The sequence below is a fragment of the Pseudomonas sp. GW822-FHT03F04 genome (genome assembly GCF_058801405.1).
The window spans coordinates 296,383-317,177 of sequence record NZ_JBXANF010000002.1; the positions used below are offsets into that span (position 1 = coordinate 296,383).

The window sequence follows — 20,795 nt, forward strand, 5'->3', positions numbered from 1 at the left end:
TTTGTGCAACATCACTAAGGAAGGTCGCTGGATGAAAAATAACAACACCCCCGCGCAATCGGGTGGATGCTTTCGCCTGAAAACTCTCAATCGCGCCTTGCTTTGCGCCTTGGCCACCTGGGGTAGCGCACACGCTGCGCCCTACGTGGAAAACGGCCGGGCAGGGGATGCCGCCAGTTGGCGCAGCGCCGAATTCCAGGCGGATTGGGGCCTGGGCGCGATTGGCGCGGATTACGCCTACGCCGCCGGTTACACCGGTAAAGGCGTGAAGCTGGGGATCTTCGACCAGCCGGTGTACGCCGCGCACCCGGAGTTTTCCGGGCCGAACAAAGTGGTGACCCTGGTCACCAGCGGCATTCGCGAATACACCGACCCGTACATCCCGGTCAAAGCCGGGGACGCGTTCCGTTATGACGGTTCGCCCTCGGTCGGTTCCGACGGCAAGCTCGGCGCCCACGGCACCCACGTTGGCGGCATCGCCGCCGGCAGCCGTGACGGTGGGCCGATGCACGGCGTGGCGTTCGGTGCGCAGATCATCAGCGCTGACAACGGCGACCCGGGCCCGGAAGACGGTATCGTGCGCGGCAACGACGGCGCGGTGTACAAGGCCGGCTGGGATGCCCTGATCGCCAGTGGCGCGCGGATCATCAACAATAGCTGGGGGATCGGCATCACCGACCGCTTCGATCTCGGCGGCCGTGACCCGGCGTACCCGCATTTCACCGTCAACGACGCGCAATTGCAGTTCAACGAGATCCGCACACTGCTGGGCACCAAACCCGGCGGCGCCTACGACGGTGCAATCGCCGCCGCGCGCAGCGGTATCGTGACGATTTTCGCGGCGGGCAACGACTACAACCTGAACAACCCGGACGCCATCGCCGGCCTCGGTTACTTCGTGCCGGACATCGCGCCGAACTGGATCACCGTCGCCGCACTGCAAAAGAACCCGGATCTGGCCAGTGCCAATCCCTACATCATGAGTACGTTCTCTTCGCGCTGCGGCTACACCGCGAGTTTCTGCGTCTCGGCACCGGGTACGAAAATCTACAGCTCGATCATTGAAGGCACCAACGCCGACAACCTGACCACCGGCTACAAAAACTACAACGGCACCTCGATGGCCGCACCACACGTGGCCGGTTCCATGGCGGTGTTGATGGAGCGCTTCCCGTACATGTCCGGTGATCAGGTTGCCAGCGTGTTGCGCACCACGGCCACTGACCTTGGCGCACCGGGCATCGACGCCCTGTACGGCTGGGGCATGATCAACCTGCGCAAGGCCATCGACGGCCCGGCGATGTTTGTCACCGAACAAGACATTCCCGAAGAATTCCGCATCCAGGGCGCCTATGGCTCCGGCCAGTTCGTGGCCGACCTGCCAGGCATCGGCGCGATCATCGACGCCGGCAAACCCACCGAGCGCGTGTGCACCGACATCACCTGCGGTCTCGACACCTGGCGCAACGACATTTCCGGCCACGGCGGTTTGACCAAGCAAGGGATCGGCACCCTGGTCATGACCGGCGCCAACACCTACACCGGTCCGACCCTGGTCAATCAGGGGCGACTGGCGATCAATGGCTCGCTGCAATCGGCGGTCACGGTCAACGACGGTGGCATCCTCGGCGGTAACGGGCACATCGCGGCACTGACCGCGAAGAGCGGCGGTATCGTCGCGCCGGGCAACTCCATCGGCACCTTGAACGTGGCCGGTGACGTGACCTTCGAACCGGGTTCGACCTATTCCGTCGAAGTCTCGCCGACCAGCAGCGACCGCGTTGTCGCTGGCGGCACTGCAACCATCGAGGGCGCAACCGTTGCGCTGACGCTGGAAAACAGCCCGACACTGTTGACCACGACTGAAGTGAAATCGCTGCTTGGCAGCCAGTTCAACATTCTGCAGGCGGCGGGCGGCATTCAAGGGCGCTTCGGCCAGGTCTTGCCGAGCTATGCGTTTCTCGGCGGCACCCTCGATTACTCCTCGGGCGGTGTTCAACTGAACGTCGGGCGCAACGGTGCGTCCTTCGCCAGTGTCGGCCTGACCCCGAACCAGCGTGCCGTCGGTGCAGCCGCCGAACGTCTGGGCGCGGGCAATGCGTTGTTCGAAACCCTGTTGCTGTCGCCGACCGCCGCTGTCGCGCAGGACGCCTTCCAGCAACTGTCCGGCGAGATTCACCCGGCCATCGGCACCATGCTGATCAACGACAGCCATTACCTGCGCGATGCCGTGGGCGAACGTCTGCGCGAGCGGGATCTGTTCGACGCCGGCGCACCGACGGATGACCGCAGCAACGCCTGGCTCAAAGTGCTGGGCGCCTGGGGCAAGAGCGATGGCGGCTATAAAAATGCCGACTCCAACAGCTCCATCGGTGGCTTGCTGGCCGGTGTCGACGGGCTGATCGCTGAAGATACGCGTCTGGGTTTCGTTACCGGTTATAGCGACAGCTCTTTGAACATGGGCAAAGGTACACATTCGTCTGCATCGGCCGATAGTTATCACTTGGGTGCGTACCTGGGGCATCAGATCGATGCCCTGCGTCTGACCGCCGGCGCGGCTTACAGCTGGCATCGCATCGACGTCAAACGTGATCTGCAATTTGCCGGTGTCAGCGGCAAGCAGAAAACCAAACGCGATGCGACCACCGCGCAACTGTTCACAGAAGCAGCCTACGATCTCGGTCTGCAACCGATGAATCTGGAGCCGTTCGCCAACCTGGCTTACGTGCACCTGAACAGCGACAGCTTCACCGAGAAGGGTGATGCCGCCGCACTGAAGGGCGGTGAAGATAACCGCGACGCCGTGCTGTCGACCCTCGGTGTCCGCGCCAAGCGCACGTTTGCCCTGTCGGACAAACATCAGCTTGAACTGGGCGCGACTCTGGGCTGGCAGCACAACCTGAGCAGCGTGGATTCCGACAGCCACTTGGCCTTCGTCAATGGCAACAGTGCATTCACGGTGCAAAGTGCGTCGATGGATCGCGATGCGGCAGTGGTCGGCGTTCGTGCCGGCCTGGCGCTCAATCGCGATGTCCGGGTCAACCTGGACTACAACGGACTGATCGGTTCGAACGAGAAGGACCACGGTGTGGGCCTGACGCTGGACTGGCAGTTCTAAGGTGTAGCGGCAGTTCGGCAAAGAACTGCCGTTTTTGAAAGGAAGAGAGAGCACGACATGGGACTGTTTGACTACAAAAATGCCGACGGCAAAGCGTTGTACAGCGATGCCATCGCACTGACGCTGTATTCCTACACGCCGACCGGGCAGGCTTTGCCCGGCACCGGTTGGGCGCCACTGGGCGCCACGGCACTGGGTTATCAAGGAAAGACCGACGCGAAAGGCACATTCTTCGGCGAGAAGGACGGCTTCACCAGCGCCGAGGCGGAAGTGCTCGGAAAATACGACGCGGCGGGCAAGCTGATCGGGATCGGCGTGGCCTTTCGCGGCACTGGCGGGCTGGATTACAGCGACACCTTCGGTGACATGAAAAACAACCTGCTGGCAGCCATCGGGCCAGTGGATTACGCCACCAACTACGCGAAAAACGCCTTCGACAACCTGCTCAAGGCCGTGGCCGCGTTTGCCACGGCCCATGGCATCGCCGCCAAGGACGTGCTGATCAGCGGCCACAGCCTCGGCGGTCTCGGGGTCAACAGCGTGGCGGATCTGAGCGCGAGCAACTGGGGCGGGTTCTTCAAGGACGCCAACTACATTTCGTTCGCCTCGCCGACCCAGAGCAGCACCGGCACCAACGTGCTGAACATCGGCTACGAGAACGATCCGGTGTTCCGTGTACTCGACGGCACCACGTTCAGCACGGCGTCGATGGGCAAACACGACAAGCCGCACGACTCGACCACCGACAACATCGTCAACTTCAACGATAACTACGCGTCCACCGCGCAGAACCTGGTGCCGTTCAGCATCGTCAATCCGCTGAACTGGTCGGCTCACAGCTCGCTGGGGTATGCCGATGGCCTGAACCGGGTGATCGACTCGAAGTTCTACAACCTCACCAGCCAGGACTCGACCATCATCGTGTCCAACCTGGAAGCGTCCTCCCGGGGCAAGACCTGGGTCGAAGATCTGGGCCGCAGCGGTGAGCCGCACACCGGCAGCACCTTCATCATCGGCACCGACAGCAACGACTGGCTCAAGGGCGGGGCGGGCAACGACTTCCTCGAAGGGCGCGCCGGTGATGATCTGTTCCGCGATGACGGTGGCTTCAACATCCTGCTCGGCGGCCAGGGCCACAACACCTTCGATCTGCAGAAGCCGTTGCAGAACTTCAGCTTTGCCAACGACGGTGACGGCACGCTTTACGTGCGCGACGCCTACGGCGGCATCAGCATGACTCGCGACATCGGCGCGCTGGTGAGCAAGGAGTCGGGGTCGTGGTGGAGCAGCAAGGAAATCACCTGGACCGTCACCGGCAAAGGCCTGGCCAACGGCGCCGAGCTGACCCAGTACAACCATTCGCTCAATGGCGGTGCTCTCGGCGACACGCTCAAAGCCACCGCTGACGGCGACTGGCTGTTCGGTCTGGGCGGCGACGATCACCTGTTCAGCGACAAGGGCCACGTGACTTTCGTCGGCGGCGCCGGCAACGACGTGATGAGCGCGGCGGGTGGCAACAACACCTTCCTGTTCAGCGGCGCCTTCGGCTTCGATGCGATCAATGGCTACCAGGGCAGCGACAAACTGGTGTTCATGGGCGTTCAGGGCGCAGGGCAGGGCTACGACTACAAGCAACACGCTTCGCAGTCCGGCGCCGATACCGTGCTGAAGATTGGCGACTATGCCGTGACCCTGATCGGGGTGGGTGTGGCTAACCTGTCCGACTCGAGTTTCGTGTTCGCCTGATTCCGTGTGGGAACCACCGTGGCTTGCGGTGGTTCCCATTGGGGTTGCATGACACAAATGTTGTAACTGAAATGCTCCGGAACGCCTCGGGAGGGGCGCTTTGGTTGTGAGCTATCTCTGAATAATTCCAACAAAGAGAGAGGCAACAGCAATGGGTGTGTACGACTACAAGAACTTCAGCTCAGCGGATTCCAAGGCGTTGTTCACTGATGCCATGGCCATCACGCTGTACTCCTATCACAACCTCGACAACGGTTTCGCTGTCGGGTATCAGCACAACGGCTTCGGCCTCGGCCTGCCGGCCACGCTGGTTTCGGCGCTGATCGGCGGCACGGATTCGCAAGGCGTGATTCCCGGACTTCCGTGGAACCCCGACTCGGAAAAACTCGCTCTGGACGCCGTGAAAAAGGCTGGCTGGACGCCCATCACCGCCTCGCAACTGGGCTATGACGGCAAGACCGACGCTCGCGGAACCTTCTTCGGCGAAAAGGCCGGCTACACCAGCGCGCAAGTGGAAATCCTCGGCAAGTACGACGCCCAGGGCCATCTCACGGAAATCGGCATTGCCTTTCGCGGCACCAGCGGCCCGCGGGAAATCCTGATCGGAGACTCCATCGCCGACGCCATCAATGACCTGCTCGCCGCGTTCGGCCCCAAGGATTACGCCAAGAACTACGTTGGTGAAGCCTTCGGCAACCTGCTGAACGATGTGGTGGCCTTCGCCAAGGCCAACGGTCTCACCGGCAAGGACGTGCTGGTCAGTGGTCACAGCCTCGGCGGCCTGGCGGTCAACAGCATGGCGGACTTGAGCGGCGGCAAATGGGGCGGGTTCTTCCAGGACTCCAACTACATCGCCTACGCCTCACCGACCCAAAGCAGCACCGACAAAGTGCTCAACGTCGGCTACGAGAACGACCCGGTCTTCCGCGCGCTCGACGGCTCGACCTTCACCGGCGCCTCGCTTGGCGTACACGACGCGTCGAAAGTGTCGGCGACCGACAACATCGTCAGCTTCAACGACCACTACGCTTCGAACGTGTGGAACGTGCTGCCATTCTCGATCGTCAACGTCCCGACCTGGATCTCGCACCTGCCGACAGCCTACGGCGACGGCATGAACCGGGTGATCGAGTCGAAGTTCTACGATCTCACCAGCCGTGACTCGACGATCATCGTCGCCAACCTGTCGGACCCGGCGCGGGCCAACACCTGGGTGCAGGACCTCAACCGCAACGCCGAAACCCACAAGGGCAGCACCTTCATCATCGGCAGCGACGGCAACGACCTGATCCAGGGCGGCAGCGGCAATGACTACCTTGAAGGACGGGCCGGCAACGACACGTTCCGTGACAGCGGCGGCTACAACGTCATTCTTGGCGGCGCCGGCAACAACACCCTCGACTTGCAGCAGTCGGTGAACAAGTTCGACTTCGCCAACGACGGTGCCGGCAACCTGTACATCCGCGATGCCAACGGCGGGATCAGCATCACCCGCGACATCGGCAGCATCGTCACCAAGGAGCCGGGTTTCCTCTGGGGCCTGTTCAAGGACGACGTGACCCACAGCGTCACGGCGGATGGCCTGAAGGTCGGCAACAACGTCACCCAGTACGAGTCGAGCGTGAAGGGCACCACTGGCGTCGACACCCTCAAGGCCCACGCCAGCGGTGACTGGCTGTTCGGCCTGGACGGCAACGATCACCTGATCGGTGGCGTGGGCAATGACGTGCTTGTCGGCGGCGCCGGCAATGACCTGATGGAGTCGGGCGGCGGGGCGGATACGTTCCTGTTCAACGGCGCGTTCGGCCAGGACCGGGTGGTGGGATTCACCGGCAACGACAAACTGGTGTTCCTCGGTGTGCAGGGCGTGTTGCCGGGCGATGACTTCCGCGCCCATGCCACCTCGGTGGGGCAGGATACGGTGCTGAAGTTCGGCGGTGATTCCGTGACGCTGGTCGGGGTTTCGCTGAGCAGTCTCAGTGCCGATGGCATCGTGATCGCCTGAGGGTGATGGTGGAGGGGGAATTCTTTCCCTCTCCACATCAAAAGTGACTCATTGGCCACTACCTGACTCAAACCCCTGCACCAACAGGAAATGCGGACTAAAGCCAATGACGATGTAACCGTCATGTATAGGCAAGCCGCCATTGAGTACAGGAGATTCAAACGTGAAAGGTTTCAAGGGGTATATCGGTATCGTCGGGTTGGCGCTGCTTTCGGCCAACGCCTGGGCCGATCTGCCTCACAGCTCGATTCTGAGCCGCTATGGCGTCAGTACCGATGAATTGCCAAAGCCGGTCGAAAGCGATGAAGTCAAACCCGTTGAAGAGAAAAGCCGCTTTCATATCCAGCCCGAACAACCGTTCGTGACCGTTCGTATCGGCGAAAACAATGAGCCCGAAATGACCGGCAACCTGAGCATCGACCGCATGGCGCAACAGGAGCGTCAACGTTGCCAGCGCTTGCAGGAAGAAATGGTCCGGCGCGGTGAACGCGCGTTGAACTGCGACGGCACCCTTCCGGGCATGGCATTACCCCGCTGAAGAATGCAAAAAAGGCTGCGCTCCAACAGGATTGCAGCCTTTTTTGATGGGGTAACCGTCAATCTTCCTTGCGCACCGTGGCCACTTCGTCGGACTTCACGCGGATCTTCGCGCCGGAAATGTCCCGAAACTCATAAAAACCATCGTCGGACTTGGTCTTCGGCATGTCCTGGGTCAAATACTGCGTGCCGTTCTGCAACGTCACCACCGTCGGGGTCGAGCAACCGGCCAATGCCAGCAAAGCCACAGCTGCCATCGGCATAGCCATTTTTCTGAAATTCATACCCAGCGTTCCTCATTCAATTCGACCGATGCCGGTCTTCTAACGCGGTTGGTGCCGAATAGCCCGCAAAAGTTCGATGGACTGGCGAAAAAACCCGAATCGCGGATGCCACTGATCCTTTTCCGTTTGCACCCGGCGGGGCGGAACTGGTATCTGTACGCATAACCAGTATTCGTTCGCCATGGCCCCTTATCACCGTGACTTCCAGCCCCCTCGACGATCCGTTCTATTACCTCAACAACTTCCGGCAAGTGCTTGACTGGCTTGAGCTTCGTTATGCCGATGTGATGAGCGAAACGGAACACGCTTTCATCCGCGACTTCAAGGCACTGCCTCGCGGGTCCCAGGGTTTGCTGGTGCGGATGGTGATGCGCAAGGGCGTGCATTTCCGGGCGGGCAAGCTCAGTTATGCGGAAATTGGCGACATCGCGCTGGCCGCGCAGCCGTTGCTCGATCATGGCTGGCTGGATGAGCAGGCGCTGCTGTCGATGCCGGAGTTGTTCGATCTGTTGCTGAAGGTCGAAGTCCTGCAAGCGTTCGGCCCGGCGATCGACACGCCCAAGGGCCGCAAAGTCGACTGGCTGCCGGTCCTGCATGAGCAGTTTCCCGAATTACGCCGCTGGCACGACTGGTGCCCGCAAATCGCGGATCGGCTGTTCAGCCTGACGCTGATGGATTTGTGCGACCGGTTTCGCCTGATGTTCTTCGGCAACCTGTATCAGGATTGGTCGGAGTTTGTCCTCGCTGATCTCGGGATCTTCACCTACGAAAAAGTCGAATTCAGCGCCGATTCCCGGGGCCTGCGCAGCCGGGCCGACGTCGATGCCTGCCTGTTCCTGCACGATTGTCAGCAACGTTTCGAAGCGGGCGAGGCGCTTGAGCCGATTGCCGAAGAGCTGAGCGCTTTGCAGTTCGACAACCCGTGGCTGCAACGTCGACTCGGCAAGTTGCTGTTCCAGATCGGCCAGCATTGCGAACGCATCGGAGAGTTTGCCCTGGCCTTGAGCCTGTATCGCGACTGCGCCTACCCCGGCGCGCGGTTGCGGATGGTTCGGGTGCTGGAGCGCTGTGGCGAATATGCGCTGGCGCTGGAGCTGGGCACGCTGACCGAACAGGCGCCGGAAAGCGCCGCCGAACAACAGGGCCTGCAACGGGCGCTGCCACGTCTGCGGCGCAAACTCGGCGGGCCGGCGCTCAAACGCGTTGCGCCAAGACCGGTGGAACGGCTGGATCTGCACTTGGAACGGCTCGATCCGGCGCTGTCGGTGGAATATCACGTGCAGGCGCATCTACATGAAGACACCGGCCCGGTGCATTACGTCGAGAACAGCCTGATCAACTCACTGTTCGGCCTGCTGTGCTGGCCGGCGATTTTCGCACCGTTGCCGGGTGCGTTTTTCAATCCGTTCCAGCGTGGGCCGGCAGATTTGCTTCATGAGGATTTTCAGGGCCGTCGGGCCGAACTGTTCGAGGCCTGCCTGGCGGAACTCGACGACGGCCGTTATGCCGACACCATCCGCAGCCGATTTGCCACCAAGTGGGGCATTCAGTCGCCTTTCGTGTTCTGGGGCGCGCTCAATGAAGAACTGCTGGAACAAGCGCTGACCTGCCTGCCGGCCGAACACCTCAAGCACTGGTTCAATCGCCTGTTGCTGGACATCAAGGCCAACCGCGCCGGCATGCCGGACCTGATCCAGTTCTGGCCGCAGCACAAGACCTACCGGATGATCGAAGTCAAAGGCCCCGGCGACCGCTTGCAGGACAACCAACTTCGCTGGCTGGAGTTTTGCCATACGCACCAGATGCCGGTGGCCGTGTGTTACGTGCAATGGGCGGAGCAGGGCGCTTGAGCTACAGCATTGCGGTGCGGGCGTTGTGCGAGTTCACCGCCAAGTGCGGCGATCTGGACTTGCGCTTCACACCGTCGCCCACCGCGCTGGAAGGTATCGCCGGTCACCGCACCGTCGCCTCGCGGCGCAATGACGCCTATCAGAGCGAAGTCGCGCTGGAAGGTGAATTTCGCACTTTGAAGGTCAAGGGCAGGGCGGACGGCTACGATCCGACGCAGAACTGTCTGGAGGAAGTCAAAACCTACCGTGGCGACCTGAGCAAACAACCGGCCAACCACCGCGCGCTGCACTGGGCGCAGGCGAAGATCTACGGTTGGCTGATGTGTTGCCGGTTGCAGCTGGAGCAGATCAATCTGGCGCTGGTGTACTTCGATATCGTCAGCGAAAAGGAAACCTGTCTGGTCGAAGCCTTCAGCGCCGAAACCTTGCGCGGATTCTTCGAACAACAGTGTGGCTTGTTCCTGGCATGGGCAGAACAGGAAATGGCCCACCGTGAGGCCCGCAATCACGCGGCGCAGCAGTTGAACTTTCCCCATCCCGAGTTCCGCACCGGCCAGCGTCATCTCGCCGAGTCGGTGTTCAAAGCCGTCAGCACCGGCCGCTGCCTGATGGCCCAGGCCCCCACCGGCATCGGCAAGACCCTCGGCACGCTGTTCCCGATGCTCAAGGCGCTGGCGCCGCAGCAACTGGACAAGGTGTATTTCCTCACCGCCAAAACCCCAGGGCGCAAACTCGCGCTGGACGCCGCTCAAGTATTGTTCGATCGCAGCGAAACCCTGCCACTGCGGGTGCTGGAGATGGTCGCCCGGGAGAAGGCTTGCGAGCATCCCGACAAGGCCTGTCATGGCGAGTCCTGCCCGTTGGCCCAAGGATTTTACGATCGACTGCCGGCGGCACGTGAAGCCGCCAGCCGATTGCAATTGATGGATCAGGCAGCGCTCCGCGATGTCGCCGCGCAACACTCGGTGTGCCCGTATTACCTGAGCCAGGAAATGGCGCGCTGGGCCGATTTGGTGGTGGCGGACTACAACTATTACTTCGATTTCAGCGCGCTGCTGTTCGGCCTGGCCCAGCTCAATCAATGGAAGGTCGCGGTGCTGGTGGACGAGGCGCACAACCTGGTCGAGCGCGGGCGGCAGATGTACAGCGCCACCCTCGATCAGGCAATCTTCAATGGCGTGCGCAAAACCGCGCCCGAGGCTTTGAAAAAGCCTTTGCAGCGGGTCAACCGTGAATGGAATGCCCTGCACAACGCGCAACTGGCGCCGTATCAGGCTTACGACAAGGCGCCGGAAAAACTCCTGCAAGCGATCACGTCGTGCAGCGCGAGCATCGGCGATTACCTCAACGACCACCCGCAAGGACTCGACAGTGGCTTGCAGAATGTCTACTTCGAAATGCTGCAATTCGGTCGCGTAGCGGAGTTGTTCGATGCGCATTACCTGTTCGACATCAGCAAGCGCGACCTCGACCGCAAACGCCCGTTATCGCAACTGTGCCTGCGCAACGTGGTGCCGGCCGCGCTGCTCGGCCCGCGCCTGAAAGCGGCCCGCAGCAGCGTGCTGTTCTCCGCGACCCTCAGCCCGCGCCACTATTACGCCGACTTGCTCGGCACCCCGGCCGACACGGTGTGGATCGACGTTGAATCGCCGTTCAGCGCCGAACAGCTGCAAGTGCGGATCATCAGCCAGATCTCCACCCGGTTCACCCATCGCCAGGCATCGCTGGAGCCGATTGTCGAGCTGATCGCCCGCCAGTTTGGCGAGCGCCCGGGCAACTATCTGGCGTTCTTCAGCAGCTTCGATTACCTGCAACAGGTCGCGCAACTGCTCGCAGAACGGCATCCGCACATCACGCTCTGGCAGCAATCGCGGGGCATGGCCGAAGGGCAGCGGCAGGCGTTTCTCGATCAGTTCACGACGCACAGCCAGGGCATCGGTTTTGCGGTACTCGGCGGCGCGTTCGGCGAAGGTATCGACCTGCCCGGCGCCCGGCTGATCGGTGCCTTCGTCGCCACGCTGGGTCTGGCGCAGCTCAACCCGGTCAATGAACAGATGAAACGGCGCATGGCGGCGATCTTCGGTGCCGGTTATGACTACACCTACCTGTTCCCCGGCGTGCAGAAAGTGGTGCAAGCCGCCGGGCGGGTGATCCGCACCCAGCAGGATCGCGGTGTGGTCATGCTGATCGACGACCGTTTCGCCGAGAGCCGGATCCAACAGTTGTTGCCGCGCTGGTGGCAGCTCGACCATGCAGATGCGCCTTTCCAATCCGCCGGTTTGACGCATACTCCTGTTATTGAAAATCTGCTTTGAGCCAAGCCTGATGAGCGAGAACAAGAAGTCCGCTGCGATCGAAGAAATGCGCTTTCGCCTGTTGATCGATGCCGTGGTCGATTACGCGATCTACATGATCGACCCCAGCGGCATCATCACCAGCTGGAACTCCGGGGCCAAACGCTTCAAGGGTTATGAGGAAGCCGAGATTCTCGGCGAGCACTTTTCGCGGTTCTACACCGATGAAGATCGCGCCGTCGGCATGCCGCAGCGCGCACTGGATACGGCGATCCGCGAAGGGCGGTTCGAAGGTGAAGGCTGGCGGGTGCGCAAGGACGGCACGCACTTCTGGTGCCACGTGGTGATCGACCCGATTTTCAGCCCGAGCGGGCAATTGCTCGGGTTTGCCAAGATCACCCGCGACCTTACCGACCGCAAGATGGCCGAGGAAACCCTCAAGCAAAGCGAACAGCAGTTCCGGCTGCTGGTGCAGGGCGTTACCGATTACGCGATCTACATGCTCAGCCCGGAAGGCCGCGTAACCAACTGGAACCCCGGCGCGCAGCGGATCAAGGGTTATGCGCCAGACGAAGTCATCGGCAAACATTTCTCGATGTTCTACACCCCGGAAGACCGTGAGACAGGGGAGCCGCAACGCGCCCTGGAAACCGCCGTGCGCGTAGGGCGCTTCGAGAACAAGAGCTGGCGCCTGCGCAAGGACGGCACGCGGTTTCTGGCGCATGTGGTGGTCGATGCGATTCGCGGCGAGACCGGCACGCTGCTCGGCTTTGCCAAGATCACCCGGGACGTGACCGAAGCCCACCAGGCGCAACTGGCACTGGAGCAAACCCGCGAGGCGCTGTTCCAGGCGCAGAAGATGCAGGCCATCGGCCAACTCAGCGGCGGTATCGCCCATGACTTCAACAATCTGCTGACGGTAATCCTCGGTAACCTGGAGATCGTGCGCAAACGTGTCGGCGACGATCCGAAGGTCAGCCGCCTGCTGGAAAACGCCACTCAGGGTGCATTGCGTGGCGTGTCACTGACCCAGCGCATGCTGGCCTTCGCCCGGCGCCAGGAACTCAAGACCGAAGCCGTGGACATTCCGAAACTGGTGCAAGGCATCACCGGCCTGTTGCGCAGTTCACTGGGGCCGGGGATTCGCATCGAAACGCAGTTTCCCGAGAATCTCGAAACGGTGCTGGCCGATACCAACCAGCTCGAACTGGCGGTGCTCAACCTGGCCACCAACGCGCGGGATGCGATGCCCGAGGGCGGCAGCGTGGTCATCGGCGCGCAGCCGCAAGTGGTTCTGGAGCAGAGCCAGTCGAGCCTGGCAGCGGGGCGTTATGTCTGCCTGAGCGTGACCGACACCGGCGAAGGCATGGACGACGAGACACTGGCCTCGGCGACCGATCCGTTCTTCACCACCAAAGGCCTGGGCAAGGGCACGGGGCTGGGGTTGTCGATGGTGCACGGCTTCATCGAACAGCTGGGCGGGCGTTTCATTCTTAAAAGCGTGAAGGGGCAGGGGACTTGTGCGGAACTCTGGCTGCCGGTCGCCGTCGACGGGGTGGCGACCAAACCTCTGAGCCCGAGGCCATCCACGGCGTCAGTGCCGCGACTCAGCGTTCTGGTGGTGGATGATGACAGCCTGGTGCGCACCAGTACCAGCCTGCTGCTGGAGGATCTCGGGCACCGGGTCATTGGCGCGGCATCCGGTGCGCAAGCTCTGGAATTGTTCGATCAAGGGGAAGTCATCGACCTGATGATCACCGACATGGCCATGCCGAAGATGAGCGGTGCGCAACTGGCCCACGCGGTGCGTTTGCTCAAGCCGGACCTGCCGATCATCCTGGCCACCGGTTATGCCGAGCGCCTCGAAGGCTTTGCGGCGGAGTTGCCGCGGCTGTCGAAACCGTTCAATCAGATGAATCTGGTGGAGATCATCGCCCAGTCGATGAAATGACAAAAAAGAAGCCCGGCCATGAAGGCCGGGCTTTTTTTTGCGTCGGTGTCAGGCCTTGCGTTCGGCCAGACTGCGTTCCATCCGCGCAATGCCTTCTTCCAGCAGCGAGCGCGGGCAACCGAAGTTCAGGCGCACGAATTGCTGGCTGTGATCACCGAAATCCAGTCCCGGGCTGAGCCCGACGCGGGCCTGTTCGAGGAAGAACTGCTGCGGATTGTCCAGCCCAAGCGCCGAGCAATCGAGCCACGCCAGATAAGTGCCCTGTGGCACGTTGATCGTCACGCCCGGCAGACGGCTACGAACCGCTTCGACCAGAAAATCACGGTTGGCTTGCAGGTATTGTTTGAGTTCCTTCAGCCACGGGCCGGCCTCGCTGTAGGCCACGCGAGTGGCTTCCATACCCAGCGGATTGACGCTGTCGACCATGCCGCAGCGGGCGTGGTTGACCCGTTCGCGCAGGGCACTGTCCTGAATGATCATGAACGAGGTCTTGAGGCCGGCAATGTTGTAGGCCTTGCTCGCCGACATCAGGGTGATGGTGCGACGGGCGATCTCCGGGTTCAGGGACGCGGTCGGAATGTGCACGCGACCGTCGTAGCACAACTCGGCATGGATCTCGTCGGAGATGATCCAGGCATCCTGCGCCACGCAGATGTCCGCGACCGCTTGCAGTTCTTCACGGCCAAAGACCTTGCCGATCGGGTTGTGCGGGTTGCTCAGGAGCAGGGCGCCGCCACCGGTCAGGGATTCACGCAAGGCGTCCAGCGGCGTGGCGTAGGTGCCGTCGGCCTGGGCGGTGAATTCCAGCTCGACCCGGTTCAGGCCCCAATGGCCCGGCGCGTGGCGCAGCGGCGGGTAGTTCGGGGTTTGCACCACGACGTTCTGCTGCGGTTGCACCAATGCCTTGAGCGCCATGTTGAAACCCGACTCGACACCCGGCAGGAACACCAGTTCCTGGGGTTTCACGCGCCAGGCGAATTTGTCCCACAGGTCGGCAACGATGGCTTCGCGCAGGTTGTCCTGGGCCACGCTGTAACCCACTAACGGGTGCAGCAGACGCTGTTGCAGCGCCTCGATGACTACCGGTGGTGCCGCGAAATCCATGTCAGCGACCCACATCGGCAACACGTCGGCCGCATAGCGGCTCCACTTGGTGCTGCCGGTATTGTGGCGGTCGAATACCTGATCAAAATCGAAAGTCATGCGCGGTCTCTGAAGGCGGAGATGGGTCGTGCCCGGGATGATAAACCTCCATCCCCTGTGGGCGCGAACTTGTGACCGATGAATGGCCGACGGTCGGTTTTCACACTGGGCAAGCGCACGTTGTCTAGAGTGAAAGGATCGGCATTTGTCTGCCGCAACCGTGTTTGTCCAGAAAAACCCGGCTCAAGTACCGGGTTCCACCTGATCAGGAGTGCACGATGGATCTCAGCCGTCGTCAGTTCTTCAAGGTCGCCGGTATCGGCCTTGCAGGCTCTAGCCTGGGCGCGTTGGGCATGGCCCCGACGCTGGCCTTCGCCGAGCAGGTGCGCCACTTCAAGCTTGCCCACACCCATGAAACCCGCAACACCTGCCCGTATTGCTCGGTCGGTTGCGGCTTGATCATGTACAGCCAGGGCGATACGGCGAAGAACGTTGCGCAAAACATCATCCATATCGAGGGCGACGCCGACCACCCGGTCAACCGCGGCACGCTGTGCCCGAAAGGCGCGGGCCTTTTGGACTTCATTCACAGCCCAGGTCGCTTGCAGTACCCGCAGGTGCGCAAGCCCGGCAGCAGCGAATGGACCCGGATCACCTGGGACGAAGCGCTCGACCGCGTCGCCGACCTGATGAAGGCCGACCGCGACGCCAATTTCGTCGAGAAGAACGCCCAGGGGCAAACGGTGAATCGCTGGCTGACCACCGGATTCCTCGCAGCGTCGGCGGCGTCCAACGAAGCGGGCTATATCACCCACAAGGTCGTTCGCAGTCTCGGCATGCTGGGGTTCGATAACCAGGCGCGTGTCTGACACGGCCCGACGGTGGCAAGTCTTGCCCCGACGTACGGCCGTGGAGCCATGACCAACACCTGGACCGATATCGCCAACGCGAATCTGATCCTGGTGATGGGCGGCAACTCCGCTGAAGCGCATCCGTGCGGCTTCAAATGGGTGACCGAAGCCAAGGCGCACAACGCCGCGCGGCTGATTGTGGTCGACCCGAGGTTTACCCGAACCGCCTCCGTGGCCGATTACTACGCGCCGATTCGCACCGGCAGCGACATCGCGTTCATGGGCGGGCTGATCAATTACCTGCTGACCGAGGACAAGATCCAGCACGAATACGTGCGCAACTACACCGACGTGTCGTTCATCGTCAAAGCCGGATTCGGCTTCGAGGACGGACTGTTCACCGGTTACGACGCAGCCAAACGCAGCTACACCGACAAATCCAGCTGGGGTTACGAACTGGGCGAGGACGGCTTTGCCAAAGTCGACCCGACCCTGCAGGACCCGCGCTGCGTCTATCAGTTGATGAAGCAGCATTACAGCCGCTACAACATCGACCTGGCGAGCCAGATCTGCGGCATGCCGGTCGATGCGATGCAGAAAATCTGGGAGGAAATCGCCACTTGCTCGACGCCGGGCAAGACCATGACCATTCTCTACGCGCTGGGCTGGACCCAGCACTCGATCGGCTCGCAGATCATCCGCAGCGCGGCAATGGTGCAACTGTTGCTGGGCAACGTCGGCATGCCGGGTGGCGGGGTCAACGCCTTGCGCGGGCACTCGAACATTCAGGGTCTGACGGACCTCGGGTTGCTTTCCAACTCGTTGCCGGGTTACCTGACGCTGCCGACCGACGCCGAACAGGACTACACCGCCTACATCAAAAAACGCACGCAATTGCCGTTGCGGCCGGGGCAGTTGTCCTATTGGCAGAACTACAGCAAGTTCCACGTCAGCCTGATGAAAGCCTGGTACGGCGCCAACGCGACCGCCGAGAACCAGTGGGCCTACAACTACCTGCCGAAACTCGACATCCCCAACTACGACATCCTCAAGGTGTTCGACCTGATGGGGCAGGGCAAGGTCAACGGCTACATGTGCCAGGGCTTCAACCCGATTGCCGCGCTGCCGGACAAGAACCGGGTGATGGCGGCGCTGGCCAAACTGAAATGGTTGGTGGTGATGGATCCGCTGGCCACCGAAACCTCGCAGTTCTGGGAAAACGTCGGGCCGTACAACGATGTGAAGAGCGCCGATATCCAGACCGAAGTCATTCGCCTGCCGACCACCTGCTTTGCCGAAGAGGACGGCTCGCTGGTCAACAGCAGTCGCTGGCTGCAATGGCACTGGAAAGGCGCCGACGGCCCGGGCGAGGCGCGCACCGACGTGCGGATCATGACCGAGCTGTTCATGCGCCTGCGTCAGCGCTATCAGACTGAGGGCGGGACCTATCCCGATCCGATCCTCAAACTGTCCTGGCCGTACAAGATTCCGGAAGAACCGTCGCCGGAAGAAATCGCCAAGGAGGTCAACGGCTACGCCACCACCGATTTCACCGACGCCACGGGCGCGGTGATCAAGGGCAACTCGCAACTGGCGGCGTTCGCCCAGCTCAAGGATGACGGCAGCACGGCGTCCGGTTGCTGGATCTTCTGCGGCAGCTGGACCGAGGCCGGTAACCAGATGGCCCGGCGTGACAATTCCGATCCTTACGGCATGCATCAGCATCAGGGCTGGGCGTGGGCCTGGCCGGCGAACCGGCGGATTCTCTACAACCGTGCCTCGGCGGATGTCTCGGGCAAACCGTGGGACCCGAAAAAACGCCTCGTGTGGTGGAACGGCAAGGCCTGGGGCGGCACCGACGTGCCGGACTACAAGGCTGACGTGCCGCCGGAAGCCGGGATGAACCCGTTCATCATGAACCCCGAAGGCGTGGCGCGGTTCTTCGCCGTCGACAAGATGAACGAAGGGCCATTCCCCGAGCACTACGAGCCGTTCGAAACGCCGATCGGCATCAACCCGCTGCACCCGGACAACAAGAAAGCCACCAGCAACCCGGCGGCGCGGATCTTCGATTCGGTGTGGGACAGCCTCGGCGTGGCCAAGGATTACCCGTACGCCGCCACCAGTTATCGACTGACCGAGCATTTCCACTTCTGGAGCAAACACTGCCGGTTGAACGCGATTGCCCAACCGGAGCAGTTCGTGGAAATCGGCGAAGTGCTGGCGAAAGAGAAGGGCATCGCTGCCGGTGACCGGGTGCGGGTCAGCTGCAAGCGCGGGTTCATTGAAGCGGTGGCGGTGGTGACCAAAAGGATCCGGCCGTTGCAGGTCAACAACCAGGTGGTGCACCAGATCGGCATTCCGCTGCACTGGGGTTTCACCGGCCTGACGCGTCACGGTTACCTGACCAACACCCTGGTGCCGTTCCTCGGCGATGGCAATACCCAGACCCCGGAATCCAAGTCATTCCTGGTCAACGTGGAGAAACTATAAATGGCCAGCCAAGACATCATTGCCCGCTCGGCCACCACGACCCCGGCACCCTCGGTGCGCAATCAGGAGGAAGTCGCCAAGCTGATCGACACCACCAAATGCATCGGCTGCAAGGCCTGCCAGGTCGCGTGCTCGGAATGGAACGAGTTGCGCGACGAGGTCGGCCACAACCACGGCACCTACGACAACCCGCAGGATCTGAGCGCCGAATCGTGGACGTTGATGCGTTTTACCGAGCACGAAACCGACGCTGGCAACCTCGAATGGCTGATCCGCAAGGACGGCTGCATGCACTGCGCCGAGCCTGGTTGTCTGGCGGCATGCCCGAGCCCGGGGGCGATCATCAAGCACGCCAACGGCATCGTCGACTTCGATCAGGATCACTGCATCGGTTGCGGTTATTGCATCACCGGTTGCCCGTTCAACATTCCGCGCATTTCTCAGAAGGATCACAAGGCCTACAAATGCACGCTGTGTTCGGACCGGGTGGCGGTAGGGCTGGAACCGGCCTGCGTGAAAACCTGCCCGACCGGGGCGATTGTCTTCGGCTCCAAAGAGGACATGAAGACCCACGCCGCCGAACGCATCGTCGACCTCAAGAGCCGTGGTTTCGACAATGCGGGCCTGTATGACCCGGCAGGCGTCGGCGGCACGCATGTCATGTACGTGCTTCATCATGCCGACACGCCGAAGATCTACGCCGGGCTGCCGGAGAATCCGGCGATCAGTCCTTTGGTAGGGTTGTGGAAAGGCATCAGCAAACCCCTGGGCCTGCTGGCCATGGGGGCGGCGGTGCTGGCCGGGTTCTTCCATTACGTGCGGATCGGCCCGAACCGCACCGAAGAGGATGATCACCCGGAACCGCCCGACACCTCGGTACACGTGGTCGACCCGGCGGTGCACACCTTCGATCCACGCGGGGAGGACCGGCCATGAGCAACAAGACGATCCTGCGTTACACCGCCAACCAGCGCACCAACCACTGGCTGGTGGCGATTCTGTTCTTCATGGCCGGGCTTTCGGGGCTGGCGCTGTTTCATCCGTCGATGTTCTGGTTGACCAACCTGTTCGGCGGCGGGCCGTGGACGCGGATCCTGCACCCGTTCATGGGCGTGCTGATGTTCGTGCTGTTCCTTGGCCTGGTGTTTCGCTTCTGGCGTTCGAACTTCTTCATCGACAACGACTGGAAGTGGCTACGGCGCATCGACCGGGTGCTGGTCAATGACGAAGAGACTGTGCCGCCGGTGGGCAAATACAACGCCGGGCAGAAGATGCTGTTCTGGACTTTACTGCTGTGCATGCTCGGGCTGTTGTTCACGGGGCTGGTGATCTGGCGCGCGTACTTCAGTCATTACTTCGGCATCACCACGATTCGCTGGGCGATGTTGCTGCATGCACTGGCGGGGTTTGTGCTGATCCTGAGCATCATCGTGCACATCTATGCCGGCATCTGGATCAAAGGCTCGGTGGACGCGATGCTGCATGGTTGGGTCAGTCGCGCCTGGGCCAAGAAACATCACGCACTCTGGTATCGCGAGGTGGTTTCCAAGGAAACACCGGAGCGACCGGTCACCAAAAAGGGCTGACATTTGCCAACCATTCTTGAACCCGGGGAAATCGAAGCGGCGGCCAGTGCGCCGCCGTTTCTGTATTTGCCGCCGCACAATCTTTTCCTGCTGCGCGCCGAACGTCTGGAACGCTTGGCGGACGGCCATCCGCTGGCCGACTACCTGCGCCTGATCGCCGGATTGTGTCGCGTGCAGCAGCAGATCCTCGACGATCCGCCCTCGACCGGGCCAATCGACGAGCAACGGATCGAAGTCTGCCGGCAACATGGCATGCCGCCATTCGCCGCCGACACCTTGATCCGTGAGGACGCGTGGCAGGCGTACCTCGACGCCTTGCTGCAACGCTACAACGCACCGGAGCAAACCGCCGTGGCCGAAGCGCTGACAACGTTGCGACTTGCCAGCGCCGGTCAGTTGCGGGCCTGGGCCGTGGCGCTGGTCAGCGGTCAGTATTCGCTGGTGCCGGCGGCGTTGGTGCCGTTCCTTGGCGCGGCGCTACAAGCGGCCTGGAGCCATTGGCTGCTGAGTGCACCCAATCTGCAACTGGCGCCCGGCAACAGCCTCAGCCAATGCCCGGCCTGCGGATCGCCGGCCATGGCCGGGGTGATCCGCCATCGCGGCAAACACAATGGCTTGCGCTATCTGGTGTGTTCGCTGTGCGCCTGTGAATGGCATGTAGTGCGGGTCAAATGCGTGTATTGCGAACAGAGCAAAGGGCTTGAGTACCTGAGCCTTGAGGATGATCGTCACGCTGCCAATCAGGCGCCGTTGCGGGCGGAGGTCTGCCCGAGTTGCAACAGCTACCTGAAATTGCTGTACCTGGAAAACGATGCGGACGCTGAAGCGCTGTCGGCGGATTTGAGCAGTCTGTTGCTGGACATGCGTCTGGCCCAGGACGGTTATCAGCGATTGGCGCCGAATCTGTTGCTGGCGCCCGGAGACGAATGAACCGAGC

At 61.8% G+C, this 20,795-nt stretch carries 13 protein-coding genes; 11 read left to right on the forward strand and 2 right to left on the reverse strand.

Annotation, left to right across the window (positions count from 1 at the left end):
• Positions 1-31 precede the first annotated feature (31 nt).
• From AC1RMX_RS05055 to AC1RMX_RS05070, 4 genes are all read left to right on the forward strand, one after another.
• Positions 32-3,118: an autotransporter serine protease gene (locus AC1RMX_RS05055; protein ID WP_096820402.1), complete on the forward strand. Its 3,087-nt coding sequence runs from the start codon at positions 32-34 to the stop codon at positions 3,116-3,118.
• Between the two features lie 57 nt (positions 3,119-3,175).
• Entirely contained in the window at positions 3,176-4,864 is a 1,689-nt protein-coding gene (locus AC1RMX_RS05060) for a polyurethane esterase (protein WP_493070769.1), read from the forward strand.
• Positions 4,865-5,015: 151 nt separating this feature from the next.
• Complete coding sequence (locus AC1RMX_RS05065; protein ID WP_493070771.1) at positions 5,016-6,869, forward strand: polyurethane esterase; 1,854 nt, start codon at positions 5,016-5,018, stop codon at positions 6,867-6,869.
• A gap of 163 nt (positions 6,870-7,032) precedes the next feature.
• Complete coding sequence (locus tag AC1RMX_RS05070) at positions 7,033-7,407, forward strand: hypothetical protein (RefSeq protein ID WP_096820405.1); 375 nt, start codon at positions 7,033-7,035, stop codon at positions 7,405-7,407.
• Positions 7,408-7,465: 58 nt separating this feature from the next.
• Here the strand turns inward: AC1RMX_RS05070 and AC1RMX_RS05075 are convergent, their stop codons facing one another.
• Entirely contained in the window at positions 7,466-7,690 is a 225-nt protein-coding gene (locus AC1RMX_RS05075; protein WP_096820406.1) for a YgdI/YgdR family lipoprotein, read from the reverse strand.
• A gap of 197 nt (positions 7,691-7,887) precedes the next feature.
• Here AC1RMX_RS05075 and AC1RMX_RS05080 point away from each other — a divergent pair, with 197 nt between their 5' ends.
• From AC1RMX_RS05080 to AC1RMX_RS05090, 3 genes are read left to right on the forward strand one after another with little or no spacing between them, the layout of a single operon-like run.
• The gene (locus tag AC1RMX_RS05080; RefSeq protein WP_493070773.1) at positions 7,888-9,540 is read left to right on the forward strand and encodes a VRR-NUC domain-containing protein; all 1,653 of its coding nucleotides are present in this window, start codon (positions 7,888-7,890) and stop codon (positions 9,538-9,540) included.
• Positions 9,537-11,855 carry an ATP-dependent DNA helicase gene (locus AC1RMX_RS05085; RefSeq protein WP_493070775.1) on the forward strand — a complete coding sequence of 773 codons (2,319 nt, stop codon included), beginning with the start codon at positions 9,537-9,539 and terminating at the stop codon, positions 11,853-11,855. Before AC1RMX_RS05080 ends, AC1RMX_RS05085 begins: the two co-directional genes overlap by 4 nt.
• Before the next feature lie 10 nt (positions 11,856-11,865).
• Complete coding sequence (locus AC1RMX_RS05090) at positions 11,866-13,785, forward strand: hybrid sensor histidine kinase/response regulator (protein WP_493070777.1); 1,920 nt, start codon at positions 11,866-11,868, stop codon at positions 13,783-13,785.
• A 48-nt stretch (positions 13,786-13,833) separates the two neighbouring features.
• Here the strand turns inward: AC1RMX_RS05090 and AC1RMX_RS05095 are convergent, their stop codons facing one another.
• Entirely contained in the window at positions 13,834-14,988 is a 1,155-nt protein-coding gene (locus AC1RMX_RS05095; protein WP_493070779.1) for a MalY/PatB family protein, read from the reverse strand.
• Positions 14,989-15,206: 218 nt separating this feature from the next.
• Between AC1RMX_RS05095 and fdnG the strand changes: the two genes are divergently transcribed.
• Genes fdnG through fdhE form a run of 4 tightly spaced genes read left to right on the forward strand, consistent with a single transcriptional unit; the run spans position 15,207 to position 20,788 of the window.
• Entirely contained in the window at positions 15,207-18,272 is a 3,066-nt protein-coding gene (fdnG, locus tag AC1RMX_RS05100; protein ID WP_493070781.1) for a formate dehydrogenase-N subunit alpha, read from the forward strand.
• Positions 18,273-19,208 carry a formate dehydrogenase subunit beta gene (gene fdxH, locus AC1RMX_RS05105; RefSeq protein ID WP_096820413.1) on the forward strand — a complete coding sequence of 312 codons (936 nt, stop codon included), beginning with the start codon at positions 18,273-18,275 and terminating at the stop codon, positions 19,206-19,208.
• On the forward strand, positions 19,205-19,858 hold the full coding sequence (locus tag AC1RMX_RS05110; RefSeq protein WP_249486209.1) for a formate dehydrogenase subunit gamma: 654 nt from the start codon (positions 19,205-19,207) through the stop codon (positions 19,856-19,858). The genes fdxH and AC1RMX_RS05110 overlap by 4 nt, the downstream gene beginning before the upstream one ends.
• Before the next feature lie 3 nt (positions 19,859-19,861).
• Positions 19,862-20,788, forward strand: a complete 927-nt coding sequence (fdhE, locus tag AC1RMX_RS05115) for a formate dehydrogenase accessory protein FdhE (protein WP_493070784.1) — start codon at positions 19,862-19,864, stop codon at positions 20,786-20,788.
• The last annotated feature ends 7 nt before the right edge of the window (positions 20,789-20,795 follow it).

Bases quoted from the DNA above. Each gene is read 5' to 3' on its own strand.
- AC1RMX_RS05055 (WP_096820402.1), top strand. From the start codon at position 32: ATGAAAAATAACAACACCCCCGCGCAATCGGGTGGATGCTTTCGCCTG.
- AC1RMX_RS05060 (WP_493070769.1), top strand. From the start codon at position 3,176: ATGGGACTGTTTGACTACAAAAATGCCGACGGCAAAGCGTTGTACAGC.
- AC1RMX_RS05065 (WP_493070771.1), top strand. From the start codon at position 5,016: ATGGGTGTGTACGACTACAAGAACTTCAGCTCAGCGGATTCCAAGGCG.
- AC1RMX_RS05075 (WP_096820406.1), bottom strand. From the start codon at position 7,690: ATGAATTTCAGAAAAATGGCTATGCCGATGGCAGCTGTGGCTTTGCTG.
- AC1RMX_RS05090 (WP_493070777.1), top strand. From the start codon at position 11,866: ATGAGCGAGAACAAGAAGTCCGCTGCGATCGAAGAAATGCGCTTTCGC.
- AC1RMX_RS05095 (WP_493070779.1), bottom strand. From the start codon at position 14,988: ATGACTTTCGATTTTGATCAGGTATTCGACCGCCACAATACCGGCAGC.
- fdxH (WP_096820413.1), top strand. From the start codon at position 18,273: ATGGCCAGCCAAGACATCATTGCCCGCTCGGCCACCACGACCCCGGCA.
- AC1RMX_RS05110 (WP_249486209.1), top strand. From the start codon at position 19,205: ATGAGCAACAAGACGATCCTGCGTTACACCGCCAACCAGCGCACCAAC.